Origin of the sequence: Nitrosomonas sp. Nm166 (assembly GCF_900112825.1) — a bacterium.
Lineage (GTDB): Bacteria > Pseudomonadota > Gammaproteobacteria > Burkholderiales > Nitrosomonadaceae > Nitrosomonas.
Window position 1 is genome coordinate 1 of sequence record NZ_FONE01000023.1, and the last position, 23,686, is coordinate 23,686.

Sequence of the window (23,686 nt, forward strand, 5' to 3'; positions counted from 1 at the left end):
TACTCTGCAACAAGGCCGGATATAAGACTGCAGCCGATTCCTCGCATCGCCAGAACATGAAATATCTCTTGCCATACCGGGAGGCGTCCATATAAGGCTTATCATGGAGCAGAAATGTAGAAAAATGATGGCTATTGTCGGATTATGGTTTGGAATAGCTATCATCGCAAAAAAACCTGTTTCGGAAGAGATACAATCCGCGCCAAAGCGATAGACCCGGCGGCGATTAAATCTTACTGGACAAAAAAACGCATGGATGAGGCGAAACCTGTTCCTGTGCCGACTACTCCACCGGCAGTTACCCTTCTAGAACACCGGAAGCTCCTCAATCCATTGAATAATTAAAAGAACAAGTGTTGCTTGGCAGTAATTTTTGGAATGCAGAAATTGACTACACTTATTACCGATTCTTGTTACCGATTAAACCTCAGCTATTAATTTAATTTTGTCAAACCACTTTCTTGTGCTAACCACAAAGTGACAAAAGAGTATCCTTTAACCCCTTAGTCAGCTTGTCTTCTCAAAAATGCTGGTATATCCATTGGATCAACACCCGATTGGCGCATAGCTGCCACTGTAGCATTGCTTCTTCTGCCAGTACGCATGACTGCAGGTTCTTCTGCTGAATATATTGAATCCCGGTCATCTGTTCCGGTACGGCTGTGAATAACCGTCAAGGGTGTGCTCTGACTTTGGCTGGTCAGACCGCCTAATCCCGTAGCAACCATCGTTACGCGTAAATCTTCAGCCATATTTTCATCAATGACGGTACCCACAATAATGGTTGCATCTTCAGCGGTTAAATTCTTAATCGCATTCATCACTTCATGGACTTCTCTCATTTTTAGCGATGAACTGGCAGTGATGTTAACCAGAATACCGCGTGCTCCCGACAAGGAAACATCTTCCAACAAAGGACTTGATACCGCACGCTCTGCAGCAACACGGGCACGATCTACGCCTGCTGCAATGGCTGAACCCATCATTGCCATACCCATTTCTGACATGACAGTTTTTACGTCTGCAAAGTCAACGTTAACCAAGCCTGGACAATTAATCACTTCAGCAATACCGGCTACTGCGCCGTACAACACATCATTAGCAGCTTTAAATGCATCCAGCATAGAAATATCATTACCTAATACCATCATGAGCTTATCATTAGGAATCACGATCAATGAATCTACATGCTGTGAGAGTGCTTCCATGCCTGCCTTGGCAGCGACCAAGCGTTTTCCTTCAAATGCAAACGGTTTACTGACAACCGCCACGGTTAAAATACCCATTTCTTTGGCAACCTGCGCAACCACCGGTGCTGCACCCGTTCCTGTTCCTCCTCCCATGCCTGCCGTTATAAACAACATATCTGCACCTTGGATCAATTCCGCAATCCGATCACGGTCTTCAAGTGCAGCTTCACGACCAATGTCGGGATTCGCTCCTGCGCCCAATCCCTTGGTAATCCCTGTACCCAGCTGTAATATTGTTGGTGCTTTATTGCCTTTCAATGCCTGCGCATCAGTATTCATACTGATGAACTCAACGCCTTGCATGCCATTCTGAATCATGTGATCCACTGCATTGCTTCCGCAACCACCTACACCGACGACTTTGATGACTGCCTCTTGAGTTTCGTTATTTATGATTTCGAACATAATATCTCTCCTTTAGTACATTGAAATTAAGCTACTTGACTGCTAACACAATCTTTGGAATCTAATTAAAAATTCCTCTGGAACCAACCTCTCATTCTCGAAAGAATCTGTTTGGCGGAACCGCCCTGCAATTTTGAACCTTGTTGATGTTGCATTTGCTCGATTCCGGCAAGAATTAAGCCAATGCCCGTAGAATATCGCGGTGTATGAATTACTTCTTTTAAATTGCCATGATAATTAGGCAGACCTAATCGCACTGGCATGTGAAAGATTTCCTCGCCCAACTCCACCATACCCCGTAATGAGGCAGAACCGCCGGTAATGACTATTCCTGAGGAAAGTAATTCCTCAAATCCACTACGGCGCAGCTCGGCCTGCACCATACAGTAAAGCTCCTCTACTCGTGGTTCTATCACTTCAGCCAGTGTTTGTCGGGAAAGCTGACGTGAACCGCGATTACCCACGTCAGGAACTTCCACCATTTCTTGTGTATCAGCGAGGCTTCTCAATGCGCACCCATAATGGCACTTGATGTCTTCAGCACTCTTAGTTGGGGTACGCAATGCCATCGCAATATCATTCGTTATCTGATCACCAGCAATCGGAATAACTGCCGTGTGCCGGATTGCGCCATTGGTAAACACCGCGATATCCGTTGTTCCGCCCCCAATGTCCACCAGGCAGACTCCCAGGTCTTTTTCATCTTCGGACAATACCGCCATCGCAGACGCCAATGGCTGCAATATTAAATCCCGAACCTCCAGGCCGCATCGATGCACACATTTCATAATATTCTGCGCCGCAGAGACTGCGCCTGTCACAATATGCACTTTCACTTCCAGCCGTATACCACTCATGCCTACCGGCTCACGCACATCTTCTTGGCCATCGATGATGAACTCCTGATTCAGGATATGCAGAATTTGCTGATCAGCGGGTATATTCACGGCTTTAGCTGCTTCCATCACCCGTTCAACATCTTTCTCAGTAACCTCCTTATCCTTGATGGGGACCATGCCATCTGAATTGAAGCCTTTGATATGACTGCCGGCAATTCCGGTATAAACTTCATGGATCTTACAATCAGCCATCAATTCCGCTTCTTCCAGCGCCCGTTGAATGGCATTTACCGTAGTTTCGATATTGGCCACTACCCCTTTCTTCAATCCACGTGAAGGGTGACTGCCCAGGCCAATCACTTCAAAGCCCCCCTCGGGAATGACTTCTGCAACAATGGCAACAATTTTGGATGTACCAATATCAAGACCAACAATCAGATTTCTGTTTTCTCTAGCCTTATTCATCTAGTTATATCTCCAGGGTCTCACGTTTCTCTTTTCGAACCGGATTTACGGGGTCCATGCTGCATCACTTCTGGCATGCGGATAGCAAAACCATTCGGATAGCGCAAATCTACATATGCTAACGACCCTTCCTGATTAAATCGGGCAATGCTGTGGTTATATACTGAAACATAGCGAATAAGCCTTTCTTCAACTTCATTGCGCCCTAATTCCAGCACAGTTCCAGTATTTAACTGAATGCGCCATGCATAGCGTGGAGTTAGACTGATCTCCACAATAGATTGTTGTAATGGTGTCAAGATTTCGCTGAATCGCTGGTATTGCCGCGCTACTTCTTGTGCACTCGCCTCTTTAGGTCCGGTAAAAACAGGTAAATTTTTATCTACTGTGACGCGAAATACTTCGCCATAGGTATTAACTAATGCATGACTCCCCCAATAGGCCAATGCCTGATGCTCTTCAAGTATTACATTCAAACCATAGGGCCACTCCCTGTTCACTTTGGCATCACGCACCCAAGGTAACTTTATAAAAGCTTCGCGCACTTCAACGAGATTCACTGAGATGAAGTTTCCTTTAATTTCATTTCTGGAAAGGTGCTCTATTTGCTCGCGAGTCACATTCAGCAAATCTTTAGCATCAGTTTTCGTACCATTCACAACTTGAATATTAATTTCTTTAATGGGAAAGAATGGTGGCTTGGTAAACCGCAAGCTGATCGCATACAAAACCGTTACCGCTACTAAAGTAAACAAGCTGGTGGAGAGTAAATTGAGCGCCCGATGGTTATTCCACATGAGACAAAGCCAATATTCTTATTACCAAATCTTCGAATGAAATTCCTGCCGCTCCTGCTGCCATCGGTACCAGGCTGTGACTTGTCATACCAGGAGAAGTGTTCGCTTCCAAAAAATAAAATTGTCCTGTCTGATCGAGTATCAGATCAATCCTTCCCCATCCTTCACATCCCAGCACTTTATAAGCTTGTAATGCTTGCGCCTGAATTGCCGCTTCCAATTCATCCGGCAAACCGCTTGGGCAGAAATATTGCGTATGACTCGAGAAATACTTGGCCTCATAATCATAAAGCTCCCCTGCTATTTCAATTCTCACGATTGGCAGCGGCGTTTCCCCCAGAATGGCGACTGTCAGTTCCTTGCCTGCAATAAATTCTTCAGCAAGCACCAAAGCATCATGCTGTGCGGCCAATTGATAGGCTTTTACCAGATCCTGGCTGCGATGCACTTTACTCAAACCAATCGTTGATCCCTCGCGTGCCGGTTTAACAATCAGCGGTAAACCCAGTGTTTCAGCTATTTCTTCAAAGTTACTGTCAGCCTGCAATAGAGTATAACGAGGAGATGGAATACCGGCTGCCTGCCACACCAATTTGGTACGCCATTTATCCATCGCCAGCGCACTGGCCATTACACCACTGCCGGTATAAGGCAGCCGCATCCATTCGAGCGCGCCCTGAATCGTACCATCTTCACCAAAGCGTCCATGCAGTGCGATAAATGCTCTGTCGAAGCCTTGATGCAACAGGGCTTCCAGTGCATGCTCTGCTGGATCAAACGGATGTGCATCAACATCTCTTTGACGCAATGCTTCCAGAACAGCTTTTCCACTTTGCAGCGAAATATCACGTTCCGCAGACCGACCGCCCAGCAGTACTGCCACTTTGGCAAAGTTATACGCAACCACTACGCATACCCCCTGACATCGCCTACAATCCGGACTTCCTGGATTAGCTCAATCCCTGTCTCTTTCCTAACTTTGTCTTGCACCAGCATCATCAATGCTTCAATATCGGTCGCACTGGCATTGCCTGTGTTGACGATAAAATTGGCGTGTATGGGTGACACCATGGCGTCACCCATACACCTCCCCTTCAAACCACAAACTTCAATCAAACGTGCCGCATAATCTCCAGGAGGATTGCGAAATACTGAACCTGCATTTGGCTGATTGAGCGGCTGACTGCCAACGCGCCGCGCCAGCAATTGTTTAATTCGCTGCTGGGATTCGGTCTGATCGCCACCTGGCAACTGCAGATACCCGCCTGCAAACCATTCTGTTTCAGCTGTACTGGTCAATGTGCGCTGCAGTTTTACACTGCGATAGCCAATCGCATATTCGCCAGGCCGGCGGATAAACATTTGTCCGCTACGATTAATTACCTGCACACGCGCTACGATTCCCCAGGTCTCGGATCCAAAACAGCCGGCGTTCATAGCCAATGCGCCGCCTATCGTGCCTGGAATACCTGCCAGAAATTCTGCACCTGCCAGATGATGCCTGGCGGCAAATCGAGCAACCTTTGCACAAGCTACACCGGCACCGGCATAGATCAGCCCGCCGGCTTGATTTTGCTCAATCAATCGCAAATCCTTGAGTCGCCCATGCAGCGCTATGACAGTACCGCGTAAACCTCCATCCCTGATCAACAGATTGCTGCCCAATCCAATGGCATACATTGGCTCAGAGGGCGATTTCAGCAGAAAATTTGCAAGATCATCCAAATCCGCCGGTATGTAATAACGTTCTGCATATCCTCCAGTGCGCCATGAAATATGCTTTCTCATAGGTTCGTTAATGCGCATTTCTCCACGCAGAATTGGCATAGCTGCCTCATCGATCAGTTGATCAGTTATTGATATACCGGACGCTGTGTTTTGTGACAGACCGGCCAATCTCCACTGATGCTCAGTAGTCATAACCATTCACAACAATCCGCTTATCTCTCACATACGCGATATGCGGTGCAACCTTTGCGACAGAGCCTGCGCCCATTATCAGCACGATATCGCCATCTTGCACCGCATCAAGTATCGCAACTGGTAAATCATCTACCTCCTCAATATAAATAGGCTCAACCTTACCTAGCACCCGGATGGAACGCGCTAGTGATTTACTGTCAGCGGCAACAATGGGATCCTCACCTGCCGGATACACTTCCGTTAGTAACAACACATCAGCTTGGGACAAGACTTTAATGAAATCTTCGAATACATCCCGGGTACGGGTATAGCGATGCGGTTGAAATGCTAATACCAGGCGCTGACCAGGAAAAGCGCCTCGAGCCGCTCTGATGGTTGCTTCCATCTCGGCCGGATGATGGCCATAGTCATCAATCAGCGTAAAACTTTTCTGCGCGGATAATTTAATTTCTCCATATCGCTGAAAACGCCTTTCTACGCCTTTGAATTCTGAAAGCGCCTTGGCAATGGCTGCATCCGGCACACCGATCTCATTGGCGACGGTAATGGCCGCTAGTGCGTTTTGAATGTTATGCAGTCCTGGTAAGTTAAGCGTGATATCGAGTTTACGCCCCGAACCATTCACACCCACTACGGCAGTAAATATCATTTGACCGCTATGATGTTGAATATCAATGGCGCGAACTTGTGCATTCTCAGACAATCCATAGGTAGTAATTGGCTTGGTAATTGCTGACATCACCTCGCGCACATTCGGATCATCTATACACAATACCGCCATCCCGTAGAAAGGCAGATGCTGTACAAATTCCACAAATGTTTGCTTTAATCGGTTGAAGTCATGACCATAGGTCTCCATATGATCAGCATCGATATTGGTCACCACCGCTAGCACCGGTTGCAAATACAGAAATGAAGCATCCGATTCATCGGCCTCAACGACAATGAATTCTCCTTTTCCTAGTTTGGCATGGCAACCTGCTGCTTGCAGTTTTCCGCCGATAACAAATGTAGGGTCCATATCAGCTGCCGCCAGTATGCTGGCAATCAAGCTGGTGGTAGTGGTTTTGCCATGGGTGCCTGCTATCGCGATGCCGTTACGCAATCTGAGCAATTCGGCCAGCATGAGCGCACGCGGTACGACTGGAATATTTTTGTTTCTTGCTGCAATCACTTCAGGATTATCCGGTTTGACTGCTGTCGAGGTAACCACCACGTCAGCATCGGCTATCTGCTGGCTTGCATGACCTACGTGTACTTTCACACCAAGCCTGCTCAAACGTTGGATGACTGGACTATCCATTAAATCAGAACCACTTACCTGATAGCTCAGATTAATGAAAACTTCAGCAATACCGCTCATCCCAGCACCACCGATACCCACAAAATGAATGTGCTTGACTTTATGCTTCATGCAGCGCTCCACTGAGTTCAATACAGGCTTCAGCCACTATTCTGGTTGCCTCTGGCTTTGCCAGACTGCGCGCAATCATTGACATACCGAGTAATTTCTCCCGCGTCAGATTCATTAACAACTCAGCCAGCTTGTGCGCAGTCAATTCATTTTGCGGCACTAACATGGCAGCACCATGGCTGGAAAGAAACCTGGCATTATTGGTTTGATGGTCATCGACAGCATAGGGGTACGGCACCAGTATGCTGGCAACCCCTGCTGCACTCAATTCTGCGATCGTCAATGCGCCAGCACGACAAAGCACCAAATCACTGGCGGCGTAGCGTTTAGCCATGTCATCGATAAATGCACGCACTTCTCCTTCCAATTGCAGATCTGCATAGACTTTTTTCACTGTCTCCCAATGCATCGTGCCCGCTTGATGAACTACAGTCGGGCGTAGGCGCTCGGGTATTAATTTAAGCGCCTGCGGCACCACGGCATTTAAAATTTGTGCACCAAGGCTGCCGCCCACAACGAGCAACTTGAGTTTTCCCTCTCGCCCTAGAAAACGCTTGTCTGGTGCCTCCATCTGCGCAATTTCAGAACGTACTGGATTACCTGAGAAAACTATTTTTTCTTTATTCGCAAGCATGGCACCCGGAAAACCCAGCATGATTTTATCTGCCAGGCTGGCCAGAATTTTGTTGGTTAAACCCGGCAATGAGTTCTGTTCATGAATGATCAGTGGCTTATTGAATAGAGATGCCATCATGCCGCCTGGAAAAGCTGGATACCCCCCCATTCCTAAAACCACATCCGGTTTTACTCGGCGTATGATGCGAACGCTTTGCAGAAATGCTTTAATTAAACGTAGTGGCAACATTAACCAAGTAGTCAATCGCTTACCCCGCAATCCGGAAAAGCTGATGACTTCTGTTGCATACCCATGCTGTGGAACCAGCGTTGATTCCATACCCGCCTTGGTTCCCAGCCATACAATATGCCATCCCAATTCCCTTAAATAGTCAGCCACCGCCAGGCCTGGAAACACGTGCCCACCTGTTCCCCCAGCCATAATCAAAATAGTTCGTGGTCTCATACAGTAAGCCCTCGCAAGCGCTGACGATTTTCCCAATCAATGCGCAACAATACCGCCAAAGCAATACAATTTGCCGTGATGCTGCTACCGCCAAAACTCAGCAAAGGCAGCGTTAAGCCTTTAGTCGGCAAAACGCCCATATTGACGCCCATATTGATCAATCCCTGCAAACCGATCCAGATACCAATTCCTTGCGCTACCAAGGCGGAGAAGGGATATCCCAGTTTCGCAGCCAGCCGACCGATAATAAAAGCGCGCAAAATCAACCCGATAAATAAAGCAATGACCGCAACAACGCCAACAAAACCAAGTTCTTCAGCCAATACCGAAAGCAAGAAATCGGTATGCGCTTCGGGCAGATAAAATAGTTTTTCGACACTTCCTCCCAAGCCAACACCAAGCCATTCACCCCGTCCAAATGCGATCAGCGCATGACTCAATTGATAGCCCTTCCCATAGGGATCGGCCCAGGGATCCATAAATGCCACCACTCGGTCCAACCGATATGGCGAAGTTAGAATTAATCCATATAAACCGGCAGCGAGGATACTGATCAGTCCAATAAATATTTTTAAACTGACCCCTCCCAGAAATAGGATAGATATTGCCAGCGTCGTTACTACAAAAAAAGCGCCGAAATCCGGTTCCAGTAACAATAAAAAACCTACCAAGGCCATTACAAGGGTGATTGGAAGAAATCCTTTCAGCAGATAACTCAAATCTGCTGTCTTACGATTCACATAGTCAGCGGCATACAGGATCATCACCAATTTCATAAATTCAGACGGTTGCAAATTCACCACATACAGTGAAATCCAGCGTTGGCTGCCATTGACTTCATGACCAATGCCTGGAACTAAAACAAGCACCAACAATAAAGTGCTCGCGATAAACAGATAGCTGACATACCTTTGCCATACCTGCAGCGGGACCTGAAAAGCGATGAATCCCAATATCAACCCCACAGCCAGATAGATACTGTGTCGTAATAAATAATGATAAGCACGATCAACACCAAATTGTGCTTCTGCAATCGCAATGGAGGCGGAGTAAATCATGACTAATCCAATACTCAGCAACAGCAAAGTCGACCACACCAGCACCTGATCAAAGTCAGTCATCACCCTTGGTTTCTGATTGTTTGCTTGGTAGATCATCCGTTAATGTTTCTTCTGTCCGAAACTAAAAAATCTATTTTCAATGTCCTTGACCGCTGCTACAAACACTTCTGCGCGGTGAATGTAATTTCTAAACATATCGAAACTGGCGCATGCAGGTGACAGCAATACCACATCGCCACCATGCGCCAATAAAAAACTTTTCTGCATGGCTTCCTCCATCGTGACCGCAAAATGCAAAGGCACGCCGCAGTCTTTCAGTTCATCCGCAATGAGCCCTGCATCTCGGCCAATCAACACCACCGCTCGTGCATTATCAGCAACAGATTGCTTCAAAAGAGAAAAATCCTGACCCTTGCCATCACCGCCAGCAATTAAAATCACGTTCTGTTTCATGCCATTTAAGGCTGCCACTGTCGCACCTACATTCGTGCTTTTGGAATCATCATAGAAAGTGACACCATTGAACGCCGCAACCTTTTCCATTCGATGCGGTAAGCCTCTAAACTCCCGTAAAGCTGACAGTAGCGGCTCAACCGCTACCCCCAGTGCACGACATATGGCCAGTGCTGCCAAGCCATTGGCGGCATTATGTAATCCATTCACAACCAATTCGGAAGTTTTCATTAATTGCATATCTCCTTCCGTCAGCCATAAATCATCCTCATCACGGATAAGGCCAAAATCTGCTTGGGTCGGAGGCTCATCAATACCAAAAGTGATTTGCTTTCTACTGCTCAATGCCACAGCACGAACCAATGGATCGTTCCGATTTAAGACCTGTATTCCCTCATTTTTTTCATGCAAAAAAACTCTGGCTTTTGCCGTGGTGTAATCTTTCATATTCGCATAGCGGTCTAAATGATCTTCACTCAGATTAAGCACTGTAGCCACATCTGCATTTAAATTATGGGTGGTTTCCAATTGAAAGCTGGATATTTCAAGAATCCAAGCTTGCGGCAAATTGCCTGCATCCATGCGTTGCATCAGCGCATTCAGAACGGCCGGGCCAATATTGCCTGCCACTTCCACATTCCAGTCCGCTTTTTTCAGCATCGCCCCTACCATGGCGGTGACTGTTGTTTTTCCATTAGATCCCGTGATCGCAACAATCTTCGGTCGAGGCAAATTGCTCTGCTCAAGCGCCCACGCAAAAAGAACCATGTCGCCGACCACCGGTATGCCACGCTGAATGGCCTGCTGCACGCAAGGATCCGCCAAGGGAACACCAGGGCTGATTGCAATCATCTCGATATCATCAAAAATTCTGGCCTCAAACTTGCCTATGTGAACCTTCAACTGAGGAAAAGCATTCGCGATTTCCTTCCACCCAGGCGGCTCTGTACGACTATCCGCCACACGCACTTCCGCGCCCTGGCGGGATAACCATTTCATCATGGACAAGCCAGTTTCACCCATCCCCAACACCAATATTATTTTACCTTCCAGATTCATCTTAGTTTTAATGTCGATAATCCAAACAGCACCAGAATGAGCGTAATAATCCAGAATCTGACCACTACCTGATTTTCTTTCCAGCCTTTCAATTCATAATGATGATGCAATGGCGCCATGCGAAAAATACGCTTACCCAGCAATTTGAAGGAAGCAACCTGCAACATCACCGATAACGCTTCAACGACAAACACTCCCCCCATAATCACCAGCACAATTTCCTGACGCACAATAACAGTGACAACACCCAACGCAGCACCCAAAGCGAGCGCACCTACATCCCCCATAAACACTTCGGCCGGATAGGCGTTAAACCACAAAAAAGCGAGCCCTGCGCCTGCCAGCGCGCCGCAAAATATGGATAGTTCTCCCGTATTGGGGATATAAGGAATTCCCAGATACTTGGCAAATACAACATGCCCTGTGGCATAGGCAAAAACTGCCAGTGCACTGCTGATCATGACTGTGGGCATAATCGCCAAACCATCCAATCCATCAGTCAGGTTCACTGCATTACTGGTGCCAACGATGACAAAATAGGCCAATATGACAAACCCTGTCACTCCCAATGGAATCGCTACTTCCTTAAAAAACGGCACAATCATATCTGTCTGGGCTGACATTTCAGCAGTCAAAGCCAGGTACACCGCAATGATGATCGCGATCACGGATTGCCAAAAAAATTTGGCGCTCGCGGACAGCCCTTTCGGGTTGCGATATACCACTTTCCGATAATCATCGATCCAGCCAATTGCCCCAAACCCCAGTGTAGTCAGCAACACCACCCAAACGTATCGATTACTTAAATCGGCCCATAACACAGTCGTCAATACCATTGACATCAATATCAGTGTACCCCCCATGGTGGGTGTTCCCGCTTTCACAAGATGTGTCTGTGGACCATCATCACGCACTGACTGGCCGATTTTATAAGCAGTCAATTTGCGGATCATCATTGGACCAATGATGAAAGAAATCACCAGTGCTGTGAGGACAGCCAACATAGTACGCAAGGTGATGTAACTGAACACATTGAAGGCACGAATATCCTGAGCCAGCCATTGAGAGAACGCTAACAGCATAAGAACTCCAGACGTTGTAACCGGTTGTTGAGCATCGTTCGTCCCTTTATGAACGTTTAATCTCTAGCTGCCTGACTATTCGTTCCATCTGCATAAAGCGCGATCCTTTTATCAATACAGTGACATCCTCTGCAAGCAGGCTCTCAACCACATTGAGCAATTCATCGAGTGAATTAAAATGTCTCGCACCTTTGCCAAATTCTTCTGTGGCATAAGCGCTTAATTCGCCTAATGTCAACAACTGATCAAGCCCAGCTTTGCGGGCATCCCTGCCAATCTCGCGGTGCAAATCTATGGCTGATTTACCTAACTCACCCATATCGCCTAATACCAGTATTTTTTTTCCGGCAGTTGCGGCCAAAACAGTCAGAGCAGCGCGAACCGATGCTGGATTGGCATTGTATGTATCGTCAATTAATAAAGCATGATGCAAACCAAGCTTTTTTTGCATGCGCCCTTGCACACCCTGGAAATTCTCCAACCCAGATGCGATCAATGTCTTATTCATGCCTAATGCAGCCGCTGCCGCTGCCGCTGCCAATGCGTTATAAATGTTATGTACGCCCGGCACGTGCAACTCCACTTCTGCAATGCCGTCTGGCAATTTCAATTTAATCCTGCTCATCAACGCGTTAACCTGATATTCAGCGCTTATCCGAGGCTTCTCATGCAAACCAAAGTCCATGATTTGCCGCGAACCCGCATATTTACGCCACAAGGGGGCATACACATCATCCGCATTAATCACTGCTATTCCTTGCTGGTCCAATCCTTCAAAAATTTCAGCCTTGGCGTACGCCACTGTTTCAACTGAACCTAATCCTTCAATATGTGCTGCCCCTGCGTTGGTAATGAGCGCAACCGTTGGCTTCGCCAATTGTGTCAGATAGGAAATCTCACCCATATGATTCATGCCCATTTCGATAACGGCATAGCAATGATGCTGACGCAGCCGCAATAACATTTGTGGTACGCCAATATCGTTATTAAGGTTACCTTCGGTCGCTAATACATAATTCAGTTGTTCATCTGTTTTTACTCCACCATCAGGAATTGTTTGACGAAGTATCGATGCAATCATCTCCTTGACGGTAGTCTTGCCATTACTGCCAGTAACTCCAATGACTGGCAACGTAAAACGGCTGCGCCAGTATGATGCCAACTGTCCTAAACTTAATCGCGTATCTTTAACTCGAATCAAAGGAATATGGATGGGGATATCATAGCTATCTGCTTGTTGATTAACCATGGCCGCAGCGGCGCCTTTTTCAACAGCACTGCTAACAAATTTGCTGCCATCGAAATTTTCGCCGGTTAAAGCAACGAATAAATTACCTTGCTTTAGTGTGCGGCTATCTGTGCTCACTGCGGTAAATAGCACATCTTTTCCGCTCCAATCGGCGTGTAACACCTGAGCAGCCTGTTTGACCATCATCATTCCTGTGCTCACACTTTCCTGGTCAAATCCTTCAGTACTTGCTGCACAACCTCTGCATCATTAAAAGGAATTTTCTGCCCTTTTATCTCCTGAAATTTTTCATGGCCTTTACCGGCGACCAAGACAATATCACCTGGATCAGCATTATCGATTGCCTGATAAATGGCCAATGCACGATCAATTTCTATCTGGTAATGATGCGCACCCATGCCAGTGGAAATATCCTTAATAATGCTCAGAGGATCTTCAGAGCGTGGGTTATCGCTGGTAAAAATGACTTCATCCGTCAAACGTGCCGCCACTTCACCAATCAATGCACGCTTACCTTTGTCCCGATCTCCCCCACAACCAATCACACAATGCAAACGAGGATTTCGCAGCGCTGCACCCTTGCTTTGATGACTATTACGCAGAATTTCACGCAGTGTGCATAGCGCTTTCTCCAGCGCATCGGGAGTATGCGCGTAATCTACAATGACAACAGGCTGATCAATCGCTGTGTATTTCTCCATTCGCCCTGGAATAGAGCGTACATTTTTCAAGGCCAGGATTGCATCTGACAGCCTGATACCGCTTGCTAACAAAGCTGCCGCCACCGCCAGCAGATTCAATGCATTAAATTTACCCAGCAAATTAACTTTTAAATGCTCATGACAACCTTCATACTGAATATCAAATTCAATCCCATTGATATCAGCTTTAAGATTTGAGCCATAGACCATTCTAAAATGTTTGGAATAACAGCCGAGTTCCGGATATCTAAACCCATAACCAATTATTTTTGCTGTTTTATTCGCAAGCTGTCGTGATAACTCGACGCCCAGCACATCATCCATGTTAACCACTGCATATTTCAATCCCGGCCAGAAAAACAAGCGTGCTTTAGCGGCTGCATAGGCATCCATATCCTGGTGATAATCCAAATGATCACGTGACAAATTGGTGAGCACAGCAACTGAAAAAGTGGTTCCATTGACGCGTCCTTGAACGATGCCATGCGATGAAACTTCCATCGCTACGCTATCAGCCCCTTGCTGTTTAAATTTTGCCAGCGAGCGCTGTAATACAGTGGCATCCGGTGTAGTATTCTCAGCGGTTTCAAGCTCGCTGTTAAAACCATTTCCCAGTGTTCCCATCACAGCAGTTTTCTTGTTCAAGCTTGTCATGGCTTGCGCATACCAATGACAGCAGGATGTCTTGCCGTTGGTTCCCGTGATCCCAACCATCCATAATCCTTGCGATGGACTACCATAGACATAATCGGCAATCCAGCCTGCCTTAGCCTTCAATTCACTGACTGGTAATGCAGGAATATGCCATTGCGGATTCCATGAAAAATTCTGCGGATCCCACAGGATCGCATTGGCACCCGCTGCTATTGCTTGCGAAATAAATCGACGACCATCATTTTTTTCTCCTGCATAAGCAAGAAATGTATCACCGGGTTTTATTATCCGGCTATCGGTGACAAGATTATGAACAGGCACACCCACATCATCCAACAGATGACTATTAAATAATTTTGATGCTTTTCTTTTAGCCGCCATCAAATTATCCTTCATCATCCATTTCTGGCGTCGCAGTAAAGGTAATCACATTATTAGCCGGCGCATCAGGTGGAATATTCAAGATGCGTAAAGCACTACTCATTACCTTACTAAAAACAGGCGCAGCCACGGCACCGCCAAAATATTTACCTGCGGAGGGCTCATCAATCATTACCGCAATGATCAAACGTGGATATGACGCCGGTGCATAACCCACAAAAGTTGAAATATAGTGTTTCTTGGCATATTGACCATCGATCAATTTATGCGCCGTTCCGGTTTTACCAGCAACGCGATAGCCATTAATTTGCGCCAGCGGCGCTGTGCCCCCGGGTTTAGTCGCCAGCTCTAGCATATAATTCAAGGCTAATGCTGTATCGCGAGAAATCACGCGCTGCCCCATGACAGGCATATTCTGCTTCAACAGTGATATAGGTTTTAATTCGCCACCGCTGGTAAAGATTGTATAAGCGCGAGCCAACTGCATCAGACTGGTTGAGATGCCATGACCATAAGACATCGTAGCCTGCTCGATCGGCCGCCAAGCGTTATATGATCGCAATATTCCACTTGCTTCCCCTGGAAAACCGGAATTGGTCAGTGTCCCAAACCCCGAACGATTAAACATTTCCCACATCGTTTGCGGGGCAAGCGACAAGGCTATTTTTGCCGTTCCGACATTGCTCGATTGCTGAATCACCTGAGCGACCGTCAATTCTCCCTTGTTATTGACATCGCGGATGGTTTTTCTGCCTACTTGCAATACTCCCGGTGAGGTTTGCATCACAGTATTGGAGTTCACCTTACCCACTTCCATGGCGATGGCTACCGTAAATGGCTTCAAGGTGGATCCGGGTTCGAACGTATCGATCAATGCCCGGTTACGAATTCTCTCATTGTTAATCGTTGATCGATTATTTGGGTTGTAAACCGGCAAATTAGTCAATGCCAGTATTTCACCTGTCTGCGCATCTAAAACTACAATACTGCCCGCCTTGGCTTTATTGAGTTTTACCGCTTCTTTTAGCTCTGCATGCGCACGATATTGAATTCTTCTATCTATCGACAGAATCAAGTCTTGCCCTTCTTTGGGCAAGCGAATTTTTTCAATATTCTCAATGATCCGGCCTTTGTTATCTTTGATAACACGACGGCTTCCCAATTCACCAGCAAGTGTTTCCTGCCAACCACGCTCAACACCCTCCTGGCCTTCATCGTTAATATCGGTAAAACCTAGCACATGTGCTGCAAATTCACCTTCTGGATAATAACGCTTGGATTCATGCGTTAAATATATTCCCGGAATCTTTAACTTCATCACCTTCTCGGCAATATCAGGCACCACCTGCCGTTTCAGATAAACAAACCGGCTATTTTGTCGGTTAATGCGTTCATTGATGTCCTGACTATTTATTTCAAGTAAAGTGGATAATTGTTTCAATTGTTCGGGCGTTATCCTGACGACTTTCGGATCTACATGCACGGACGCAATCGGTGAACTGATCGCCAGTATTTGCCCATTCCGGTCGGTAATCATGCCACGATCCGCATTCATTTCTACCACCCGGCTATAACGCGACTCTCCCTTCTCCTGCAAGAAGTCATTGTGCATACCTTGCAGATAGGCAGCACGCCCCGCTAGACTGATTAAGCCCAGCACCAGCAAAGTCATTAACAGGAATGAGCGCCATGCCGATAATTTGATGGGTGGCGCTTCATTTTTAATCATGGCCCAGATTCCCTGAATTTGATTGATCTTCTGCGCTACCAATCGATACAATTTGTACGCTTGAAGCAGCGGGCACTATCATATTTAAATGTTCTCTCGCAACACGTTCGATACGTCCATGCATAATCAATGTGCTTTGCTCCAGTTGCAACCTACCCCATTCCACATCCAGCTTCCGTTCTATTTCCTTTTCTCTCTCCAGCGCCATAAAAAGCTTACGCGCTGTATGCTGTGAGGTTACAATGCCCAATGCACAAGCAATTAACACCAATACAAAGAAAATGTTCAATTTGAACATTAAGACTACCCATTTAAAGTAATTCTTTCAGCTACACGCATGACAGCACTCCTCGCTCTTACATTCTCAGTCACTTCATTTTTACCCGGACGTATCGCTTTTCCGACTAGCTTTAATTTTTGCTTACTAAATCGTTGCAAATCCTTTTCCCGCAACGGGACTCCCCGTGGCAATTCGTCCGTACTGGCCGCTGCTCGCATAAATTGCTTAACCATTCGATCCTCCAACGAATGAAAGCTGATCACTACTAGCCTCCCGCCAGGATTTAATAATTCGACACATTGCGGCAAAACTGACGACAATTCTTCAAGCTCCTGATTGAGATAAATCCGTATTGCCTGAAAAGTGCGCGTCGCCGGATGCCGCATAGTCTCCCCCTGCCGCTGACGTGCACGCACGACCGTTGCGACAATCTCGGCAAGTTGTAATGTGGTAACAATAGGCTGCCGCGCTCTTGCCATAATAACCGCTCTTGCAATCTGCCGAGCATACCGTTCTTCGCCATATTCCTTTATTACCTTTTCCAATTGATCTTCTGCAACCGAAGCAAGCCACTCTGTTGCAGTCTTTCCCCTACTAGTATCCATACGCATATCGAGCGGTCCTGCTAAACGAAAACTAAATCCGCGCGAAACTTCTTCCAGTTGCGGTGAAGACACTCCCAAATCCAGCAATACGCCATCAATCCTTGCAATGCCCATCTGCTGCAATCTCTGCTGCATTCTGGAAAAACCGCCATGCTTGATACAAAATCGCTCATCTTCAATTGTCTTCCCTGATAAAACCGCGACAGGGTCTTTATCAAAAGCGATTAATTGGCCCTTCTCCCCAAGCCGCGACAGGATCAGGCGGCTATGCCCGCCGCGACCGAATGTGCCATCCACGTAAATGCCATCTGGTTTTATCGCTAATGCATTTACCGCTTCATGGAGCAACACCGGAATGTGCATCTGCTCTTTTTAAAATTATTTATCACAATGAAAAACCTTCTAGCTCAAGTGGCATATTGCCGTCCTTGAAAGCCAATGCATTCTCAATCTGCAAATTCCATTGCTCTTCATCCCATAATTCAAATTTTGCACCTTGCCCAACCAAAACCACCTCTTTGGATAAACCAGCAAATTGACGCAATGGCGGTGATATCAAAATACGACCCGCGGCATCTATCTCGACGTCACTGGCATTACCTACCAGCAATCTCTGCAAACTGCGAGTTCTTGGATCGAAACTAGAAAGATTATTGAGTTTTTGTTCTATTGGTTCCCAGGCTGACTGAGGATAAATTAACAAACATCTTGAAGGATCAGCAGTGACAATCAAGCGTCCCTCACAAAAAGACATCAGTTCACTACGGTATCTTGCAGGTATCGCAAGCCTACCTTTTGCATCCAGACTGAGTTGCGTGACACCACGAAACATGCTGTCTCCCATATTTACGGAAAATTAATTGGGATAATTAATTTCCCACATCCCCCCACTTCTTCCCACTTTAATGAAAAAAAATACGATAGTCAAGCAAGAATATGGCGATATGACAAAGACTTAATCACATTGCCGATAGCGGCTCAATCGACATTAAAATATCTAAATAAATAAGAAAGATAGAACATAAATTAAATGTGGATTATAAATTTCTCTCGATAATACCCCTGAATAAGCTTGTTTACTTTCCTAAAAAATTGCACACTTCCTATGAAGATTCGCGTCACAGTAAACATGACACCCACATACTGGAAACAAGCAATACAAGAATTGGCCGCATGCGATAAAGTCATGCATCGTCTAACTCAGCACTTTGAGAGCGCGGCGATACTCACATCGCGAGGCTGCGCCTTCACTACGCTGGCGCGCTCAATCGTCGGGCAACAAATTTCCGTAAAAGCCGCTGAAAGCGTATGGCAGAAAGTGATTAGCGCAATTCCTGAACTTACACCATGTCATATCGCTTCAGCAGAGCAGGATTTATTACGGACATGCGGACTATCCGCCAGAAAAATAACTTACCTTCAGGATTTGTCCCGCCACTTTCTCCAAGGAACGCTAAAGGAAACTCAATGGATGGAAATGGATGACGAAGCCTTAATCGCTCAATTGATACAAATTAGAGGAGTAGGTCGCTGGACAGCAGAAATGTTTCTGATTTTTCACTTGCAGCGCCCAGATGTTTTGCCCTTGGACGATATCGGTTTACAGCGCGCAGTCAGTCAACACTATAATGACAATCAACCGGTAAATAAGAAAATGATGCTCGAACTGGCCAAGCCTTGGCAGCCATGGCGTTCGGTAGCTACCTGGTACTTATGGCGCAGCTTGGACCCCTTACCAGTAGAGTACTGACAGCCCAAAGCAATGGGCGATGCACAAAATAAATACTTATCATTAAAAATATCATTAAGTATTATCATTGCCTTTATCTTCTATCGATATTCATCACACACGAAACTCATGGAACAAATCTATTTCGACCACAATGCTACTACTCGCGTCGATGACGCCGTGCTGGATGCCATGCTGCCCTATTTCCAGCAGGAATTCGGCAATGCATCCAGCCGCCATGCTTATGGGAGAGTTGCCAGGCAAGCAATTGATAAGGCGCGCAAACAAGTGGCTGATGCAGTGGGTGTGCAGCCAGCACAAGTTATTTTTACCAGCGGTGGTTCTGAATCTAATAACTTGTTTATTCGCGGTGCAGCAGATAGTTTAAAACCATCAAATCTTTTCATCAGCGCCATTGAACATCCTTGTGTTTTGAAGCCGACACAGGAACTGGCACGCCGCCGTTGTGACCAATGGGCGGCACATCAATTAGCCGTCAATGCACAGGGGCAGGTTGATTTGGGCGCCGCCGATGCTGCAATGCATGCGCACAAACCCGAACTGGTTTCCGTCATGCTGGCCAATAATGAAACGGGCGTCATTCAGGATGTCACCAGTATCGCTGAAATGGCGCGGGCGCAGGGCGCTATTATCCATACCGACGCCGTCCAGGGATTAGGGAAAATTCCAGTCGATTTCGCCGCGCTTAAAGTGCATGCCATGACCTTGTCCGCGCACAAGATTTATGGTCCCAAAGGTGCGGCAGCTCTCATCGTCGACAAACGGCTATTATTAAAACCGCTGATTTATGGCGGCGGCCATGAAAACGGGCTGCGTTCCGGCACGGAAAATATTCCCGCAATCGTGGGCTTTGGGGTTGCCTGCGAATTAGCCCATTCCCGCATGGCAGAAACCGCCCAGCGTGTTTCCCGGTTGCGTGATCACCTGGAAAAAGGGCTGGTAGTGATGGGTGCAACCATTTTTGGCGCAGCTGCTGCACGCATACCCAACACTTGTTATTTTGCGCTACCGGATATTGAAGGTGATACTTTAGTCGTCAAACTGGATAAGGCTGGTTTTGCCGCCGCTGCGGGCGCTGCCTGCTCCAGCGTCAATCCGGGGCAAAGCCATGTACTGGCAGCCATGCAAGTTGATCCGATGCTGGCGCGTTGCGCCGTGCGCGTGAGCCTTGGCAGCAGCAACACCCATGCGCAAATTGAAGATTTCTTGCAAGCCATTCAGCGCATTACTGCAGAACTAAGGCATATCAGCAGCCTTTCCATCTAAAGCGCCCTAAGACATTTTATTTATGACGAATAATCAAATCGAACGATCGGTTAAAGCCATCATTCTCAGCGCCGGGCAAGGGCGGCGACTGTTGCCATTGACTGAAAGTACACCTAAGTGTCTACTACCCGTGTCCAACAAACCGGTTCTGGCATGGCAGATTGATGCTTTGCTTGCCGTTGGCATTAACGAAATCACGATCATTGCAGGCTTTCAGGTCGGTTTGATTGAAGCACTTTTACAACAGCGTTATGCAAATCCCCCGAAGATAAAAATACTGTTTAATCCCTTTTTTGAAGTGGCGGATAATCTCGCCAGTTGCTGGATTGCACGCGCTGCCATGACTAGCGATTTTCTGCTGTTAAATGGCGATACGGTGATTGAACCCGCACTCCTGGCTCAGGTCTTGAATTCAGGATCGGCGCCGATTACACTCAGCGTAGACTATAAAAGCGCTTACGATGCAGATGATATGAAAGTACAATTGGACACCAACGGATGGGTTAAACAAGTCAGCAAAATCATTCCTCCGCATCAGATTGATGCAGAATCCATCGGTTTACTTTATTTCCGTGAACAAGGCCCGCAGATTTTCAGTCAGGCTGTCGAATCGGCGCTGCGCCATCCGGCTGAGTTGAAATCATGGTATCTATCGATCATCGATAGCTTGGCAAAACAGCGCCTGGTCAATTCATGTTCAGTCAAAGGATATCGCTGGTGTGAAATTGACTTTATCGAAGACCTGGCCAAAGCGGGTATGATTTTCAGCGATCATTAATCATCATGAATAAGCTCCCGATATCTACAGCATCTCCCAACTTGAACGATACCATGCGCAAGTTTGGCGCACCGCAAACCATTATCCGTTCATATCAATACTGGTCCGTCCTGTTGCGTCCCGTTCAGGTGACGCTCGGCGCACTGGTTTTAGCTGCCCATGAACCTGCAAAAGCCTTCTCAGAACTCAGTCGGGAAAGTTTTACTGAGCTCCACACCATCACTGGGCATATTGAGACTGCACTAAAAAAAGCCTTTCAGAATGACAGAATCAATTACCTGATGCTGATGATGGTCGATCCGGATGTTCATTTTCATGTAATTCCGCGCTATGCACAGCCCAGGCAGTTTGCAGATATGGAATTTATCGATGCAGGCTGGCCCGCCATGCCTAGCCTGGGTCAAATTAATAATACTGATGCGGCAACTAATCAGCTGATTATAGATCACATGCTAACGTGCTGGCCCTAGAATGAATACGAGACACAAGTGACTGACCCAAAGCCCTACACCAAAGAATTTCCATTACGCGAAGCCCATCGCTTGGTGCGCGACCTGATGACGCCAAATCCATGGATCTATTGGATCGATTTTATGTTTCATATCACGCTGGGCTGGGCAGCTTTTTTCATGGCGCTGTTATCGCCGATGTTCTCTCTGTGGCAACTGGGTGGTTATGTAGTGGCTGTGCTGGCGCTGTATCGCTCGGCTATTTTTGTGCACGAACTGGCGCATTTAAAGAAAGGCACGTTCAAAAATTTTCGCCTCGTATGGAATATCATCTGCGGCATCCCACTGATGATTCCGTCATTTACCTATGACGGCGTGCATAGCGATCATCACAAACCGGACGTCTACGGTACTAGCAAAGATGGCGAATATCTGCCATTTGCCACCCGTAGGCCCATGGAAATGGTTATCTATGTATTACTATCTTTCCTGATACCGGTCTTGTTGGTGGCTCGGTTTCTGCTGCTAACCCCATTGTCTTACTTGATTCCACCACTGCGGAAAATTGTCTGGGAACGAGCTTCTTCACTTACGATTGACCCAGGCTACCGGCGCGCTGAGAATGCTATCCGCAACGATCTCAACTGGCGTCAGCAGGAGCTGGGCGCTTGCCTGTTTGCCGCGACCGTCATTGGCCTGGTAGTGCTGGAAGTGTTCCCATATCCAATATTGATATTGTGGTATCTGATCGCCGTGACGGTTTTCATCCTTAACTCACTGCGCACACTGGCTGCTCACGCTTATCGCAATCCAGGAGAACACAAGATGACATTAGCAGAACAGTACCTGGATTCCATCAACATACCCGGCAATTTCCTGATTACGCCACTATGGGCACCGGTTGGATTGCGTTACCATGCCACGCACCATCTTTTCATGAGCATGCCGTATCATAATCTGGGAAAAGCACAGCGCCGCCTGGTCAATGGCTTGACCGACAATACACAGTACCTGAAAACAATGCGCAGCGGTTTGTGGGATGCGCTGAAACACATCTGGCATGAATCTTCCACATCGACAAAGACATCGCAGCGCTCATAACTTTGCCAATGTCTAAAACCACCACTTCAGCAACAGAATCGCAAAAAATTACCAAGCTTGTTCTATTGCGCCATGGACAAAGTATCTGGAACCGGGACAAGAAATTCACCGGCTGGAGTGATGTGGCGTTAAGCCCCAAGGGTGAAAAAGAAGCTGAGCAGGCAGCTTATCTGTTGAAGCAGGCAGGCTTTACCTTCGACCTGTGTTTTTCCTCTCCATTGCAGCGCGCCAGAACCACATCACAGATTGTGTTGTCTGTCATGCAATTGAGTATACCTATTCACGAAAGCTGGCGCTTGAATGAGCGCCACTATGGCGCGCTGGAAGGTATGGGACGCTGGGAAGCAGTAAAAAAATTCGGCATTTGGCCTATCCTGGGTTGTCAAATCAAATTTGATGCAGCACCACCTTATATAAGTGCCCAGAATCTCCGTTTCCCGGGAAATCAATCCAACTACGCTAACATTGATAAAGATGAGCTTCCACTGGGGGAAAGCATGCAACAAACCCTCTCACGCCTTAAACCTTACTGGCAAGAAACCATTGAACCTGAAATACGACAAAGGAAACGTGTACTCATCGTTTCGCATAAAAATACGCTACGCACTTTAATGATGTTATTGGACCACCTCACTCCTGAACAAGTCATGAAATTAACACTAGCCACCGGCCGCCCACTCGTTTACGAATTGGATCAGCAGCTGAATCCCATCCGGCATTATTATGTGGACTATCTGACTTAAGCATCCTAAAGTTTCACGCCCGCCTTCCATTAATCTAGCCTATACCCGACTATTTTAATGACAAATCCAGCGCTCATTTTTTACCTTTGCGGGATCTCTGCATAACGTGTTTTTAGAGTTTTTATGTATTTCTAATTCATAAAATCAATTACTTAAAAATACTAAACTATT

General features: G+C 46.8%; 23 protein-coding genes. 7 read left to right on the forward strand and 16 right to left on the reverse strand.

The window, feature by feature from the left end:
* Window positions 1-144: 144 nt before the first annotated feature.
* Complete coding sequence (locus BM021_RS07920; RefSeq protein WP_090720504.1) at window positions 145-345, forward strand: hypothetical protein; 201 nt, start codon at window positions 145-147, stop codon at window positions 343-345.
* A 158-nt stretch (window positions 346-503) separates the two neighbouring features.
* Here the strand turns inward: BM021_RS07920 and ftsZ are convergent, their stop codons facing one another.
* The 16 genes from ftsZ to mraZ all read right to left on the reverse strand — a co-directional run bounded on the left by ftsZ (window position 504) and on the right by mraZ (window position 18,260).
* Window positions 504-1,655: a cell division protein FtsZ gene (ftsZ, locus tag BM021_RS07925; RefSeq protein WP_090720505.1), complete on the reverse strand. Its 1,152-nt coding sequence runs from the start codon at window positions 1,653-1,655 to the stop codon at window positions 504-506.
* Window positions 1,656-1,720: 65 nt separating this feature from the next.
* A complete protein-coding gene (gene ftsA, locus BM021_RS07930; RefSeq protein ID WP_090720506.1) occupies window positions 1,721-2,959 on the reverse strand; it encodes a cell division protein FtsA in 1,239 nt (412 codons plus the stop codon).
* 20 nt (window positions 2,960-2,979) lie between these two features.
* A complete protein-coding gene (locus tag BM021_RS07935; RefSeq protein ID WP_090720507.1) occupies window positions 2,980-3,756 on the reverse strand; it encodes a cell division protein FtsQ/DivIB in 777 nt (258 codons plus the stop codon).
* A complete protein-coding gene (locus tag BM021_RS07940; protein ID WP_090720508.1) occupies window positions 3,746-4,663 on the reverse strand; it encodes a D-alanine--D-alanine ligase in 918 nt (305 codons plus the stop codon). Before BM021_RS07940 ends, BM021_RS07935 begins: the two co-directional genes overlap by 11 nt.
* Complete coding sequence (murB, locus tag BM021_RS07945; protein WP_256207843.1) at window positions 4,663-5,583, reverse strand: UDP-N-acetylmuramate dehydrogenase; 921 nt, start codon at window positions 5,581-5,583, stop codon at window positions 4,663-4,665. Before murB ends, BM021_RS07940 begins: the two co-directional genes overlap by 1 nt.
* 82 nt (window positions 5,584-5,665) lie before the next feature.
* The gene (gene murC, locus BM021_RS07950) at window positions 5,666-7,093 is read right to left on the reverse strand and encodes a UDP-N-acetylmuramate--L-alanine ligase (protein WP_090720509.1); all 1,428 of its coding nucleotides are present in this window, start codon (window positions 7,091-7,093) and stop codon (window positions 5,666-5,668) included.
* Window positions 7,083-8,174: an undecaprenyldiphospho-muramoylpentapeptide beta-N-acetylglucosaminyltransferase gene (gene murG, locus BM021_RS07955; RefSeq protein WP_090720510.1), complete on the reverse strand. Its 1,092-nt coding sequence runs from the start codon at window positions 8,172-8,174 to the stop codon at window positions 7,083-7,085. The genes murC and murG overlap by 11 nt, the downstream gene beginning before the upstream one ends.
* Window positions 8,171-9,331 (reverse strand): putative lipid II flippase FtsW, encoded by a 1,161-nt coding sequence (gene ftsW / locus BM021_RS07960; protein WP_090720511.1) that lies wholly within the window; start codon window positions 9,329-9,331, stop codon window positions 8,171-8,173. Before ftsW ends, murG begins: the two co-directional genes overlap by 4 nt.
* A gap of 3 nt (window positions 9,332-9,334) precedes the next feature.
* Entirely contained in the window at window positions 9,335-10,747 is a 1,413-nt protein-coding gene (gene murD, locus BM021_RS07965) for a UDP-N-acetylmuramoyl-L-alanine--D-glutamate ligase (protein WP_090720512.1), read from the reverse strand.
* Window positions 10,744-11,829 carry a phospho-N-acetylmuramoyl-pentapeptide-transferase gene (gene mraY, locus BM021_RS07970; RefSeq protein WP_090720513.1) on the reverse strand — a complete coding sequence of 362 codons (1,086 nt, stop codon included), beginning with the start codon at window positions 11,827-11,829 and terminating at the stop codon, window positions 10,744-10,746. Before mraY ends, murD begins: the two co-directional genes overlap by 4 nt.
* 46 nt (window positions 11,830-11,875) lie before the next feature.
* Entirely contained in the window at window positions 11,876-13,267 is a 1,392-nt protein-coding gene (gene murF / locus BM021_RS07975; RefSeq protein WP_090720514.1) for a UDP-N-acetylmuramoyl-tripeptide--D-alanyl-D-alanine ligase, read from the reverse strand.
* Between the two features lie 8 nt (window positions 13,268-13,275).
* Window positions 13,276-14,814, reverse strand: coding sequence for a UDP-N-acetylmuramoyl-L-alanyl-D-glutamate--2,6-diaminopimelate ligase (locus BM021_RS07980; RefSeq protein WP_090720515.1), 1,539 nt, complete (start codon window positions 14,812-14,814; stop codon window positions 13,276-13,278).
* Between the two features lie 4 nt (window positions 14,815-14,818).
* Entirely contained in the window at window positions 14,819-16,543 is a 1,725-nt protein-coding gene (locus BM021_RS07985; RefSeq protein WP_090720516.1) for a peptidoglycan D,D-transpeptidase FtsI family protein, read from the reverse strand.
* Window positions 16,536-16,841, reverse strand: a complete 306-nt coding sequence (gene ftsL / locus BM021_RS07990; RefSeq protein WP_090720517.1) for a cell division protein FtsL — start codon at window positions 16,839-16,841, stop codon at window positions 16,536-16,538. Before ftsL ends, BM021_RS07985 begins: the two co-directional genes overlap by 8 nt.
* A 5-nt stretch (window positions 16,842-16,846) precedes the next feature.
* A complete protein-coding gene (rsmH, locus tag BM021_RS07995; protein WP_090720518.1) occupies window positions 16,847-17,791 on the reverse strand; it encodes a 16S rRNA (cytosine(1402)-N(4))-methyltransferase RsmH in 945 nt (314 codons plus the stop codon).
* Window positions 17,792-17,813: 22 nt separating this feature from the next.
* Complete coding sequence (mraZ, locus tag BM021_RS08000) at window positions 17,814-18,260, reverse strand: division/cell wall cluster transcriptional repressor MraZ (protein WP_090720519.1); 447 nt, start codon at window positions 18,258-18,260, stop codon at window positions 17,814-17,816.
* A 273-nt stretch (window positions 18,261-18,533) separates the two neighbouring features.
* Here mraZ and BM021_RS08005 point away from each other — a divergent pair, with 273 nt between their 5' ends.
* The 6 genes from BM021_RS08005 (at window position 18,534) to BM021_RS08030 (ending at window position 23,515) form a co-directional block, all read left to right on the forward strand.
* Entirely contained in the window at window positions 18,534-19,178 is a 645-nt protein-coding gene (locus tag BM021_RS08005) for a DNA-3-methyladenine glycosylase family protein (RefSeq protein ID WP_256207840.1), read from the forward strand.
* Window positions 19,179-19,286: 108 nt separating this feature from the next.
* A complete protein-coding gene (locus tag BM021_RS08010; RefSeq protein WP_090720550.1) occupies window positions 19,287-20,444 on the forward strand; it encodes a cysteine desulfurase family protein in 1,158 nt (385 codons plus the stop codon).
* Between the two features lie 22 nt (window positions 20,445-20,466).
* Window positions 20,467-21,222, forward strand: a complete 756-nt coding sequence (locus BM021_RS08015; RefSeq protein ID WP_090720521.1) for a phosphocholine cytidylyltransferase family protein — start codon at window positions 20,467-20,469, stop codon at window positions 21,220-21,222.
* A gap of 5 nt (window positions 21,223-21,227) precedes the next feature.
* Window positions 21,228-21,692 (forward strand): HIT family protein, encoded by a 465-nt coding sequence (locus BM021_RS08020; RefSeq protein ID WP_090720522.1) that lies wholly within the window; start codon window positions 21,228-21,230, stop codon window positions 21,690-21,692.
* Window positions 21,693-21,710: 18 nt separating this feature from the next.
* Window positions 21,711-22,772: a fatty acid desaturase family protein gene (locus BM021_RS08025; RefSeq protein WP_090720523.1), complete on the forward strand. Its 1,062-nt coding sequence runs from the start codon at window positions 21,711-21,713 to the stop codon at window positions 22,770-22,772.
* Between the two features lie 8 nt (window positions 22,773-22,780).
* Entirely contained in the window at window positions 22,781-23,515 is a 735-nt protein-coding gene (locus BM021_RS08030) for a 2,3-bisphosphoglycerate-dependent phosphoglycerate mutase (protein WP_090720524.1), read from the forward strand.
* The last annotated feature ends 171 nt before the right edge of the window (window positions 23,516-23,686 follow it).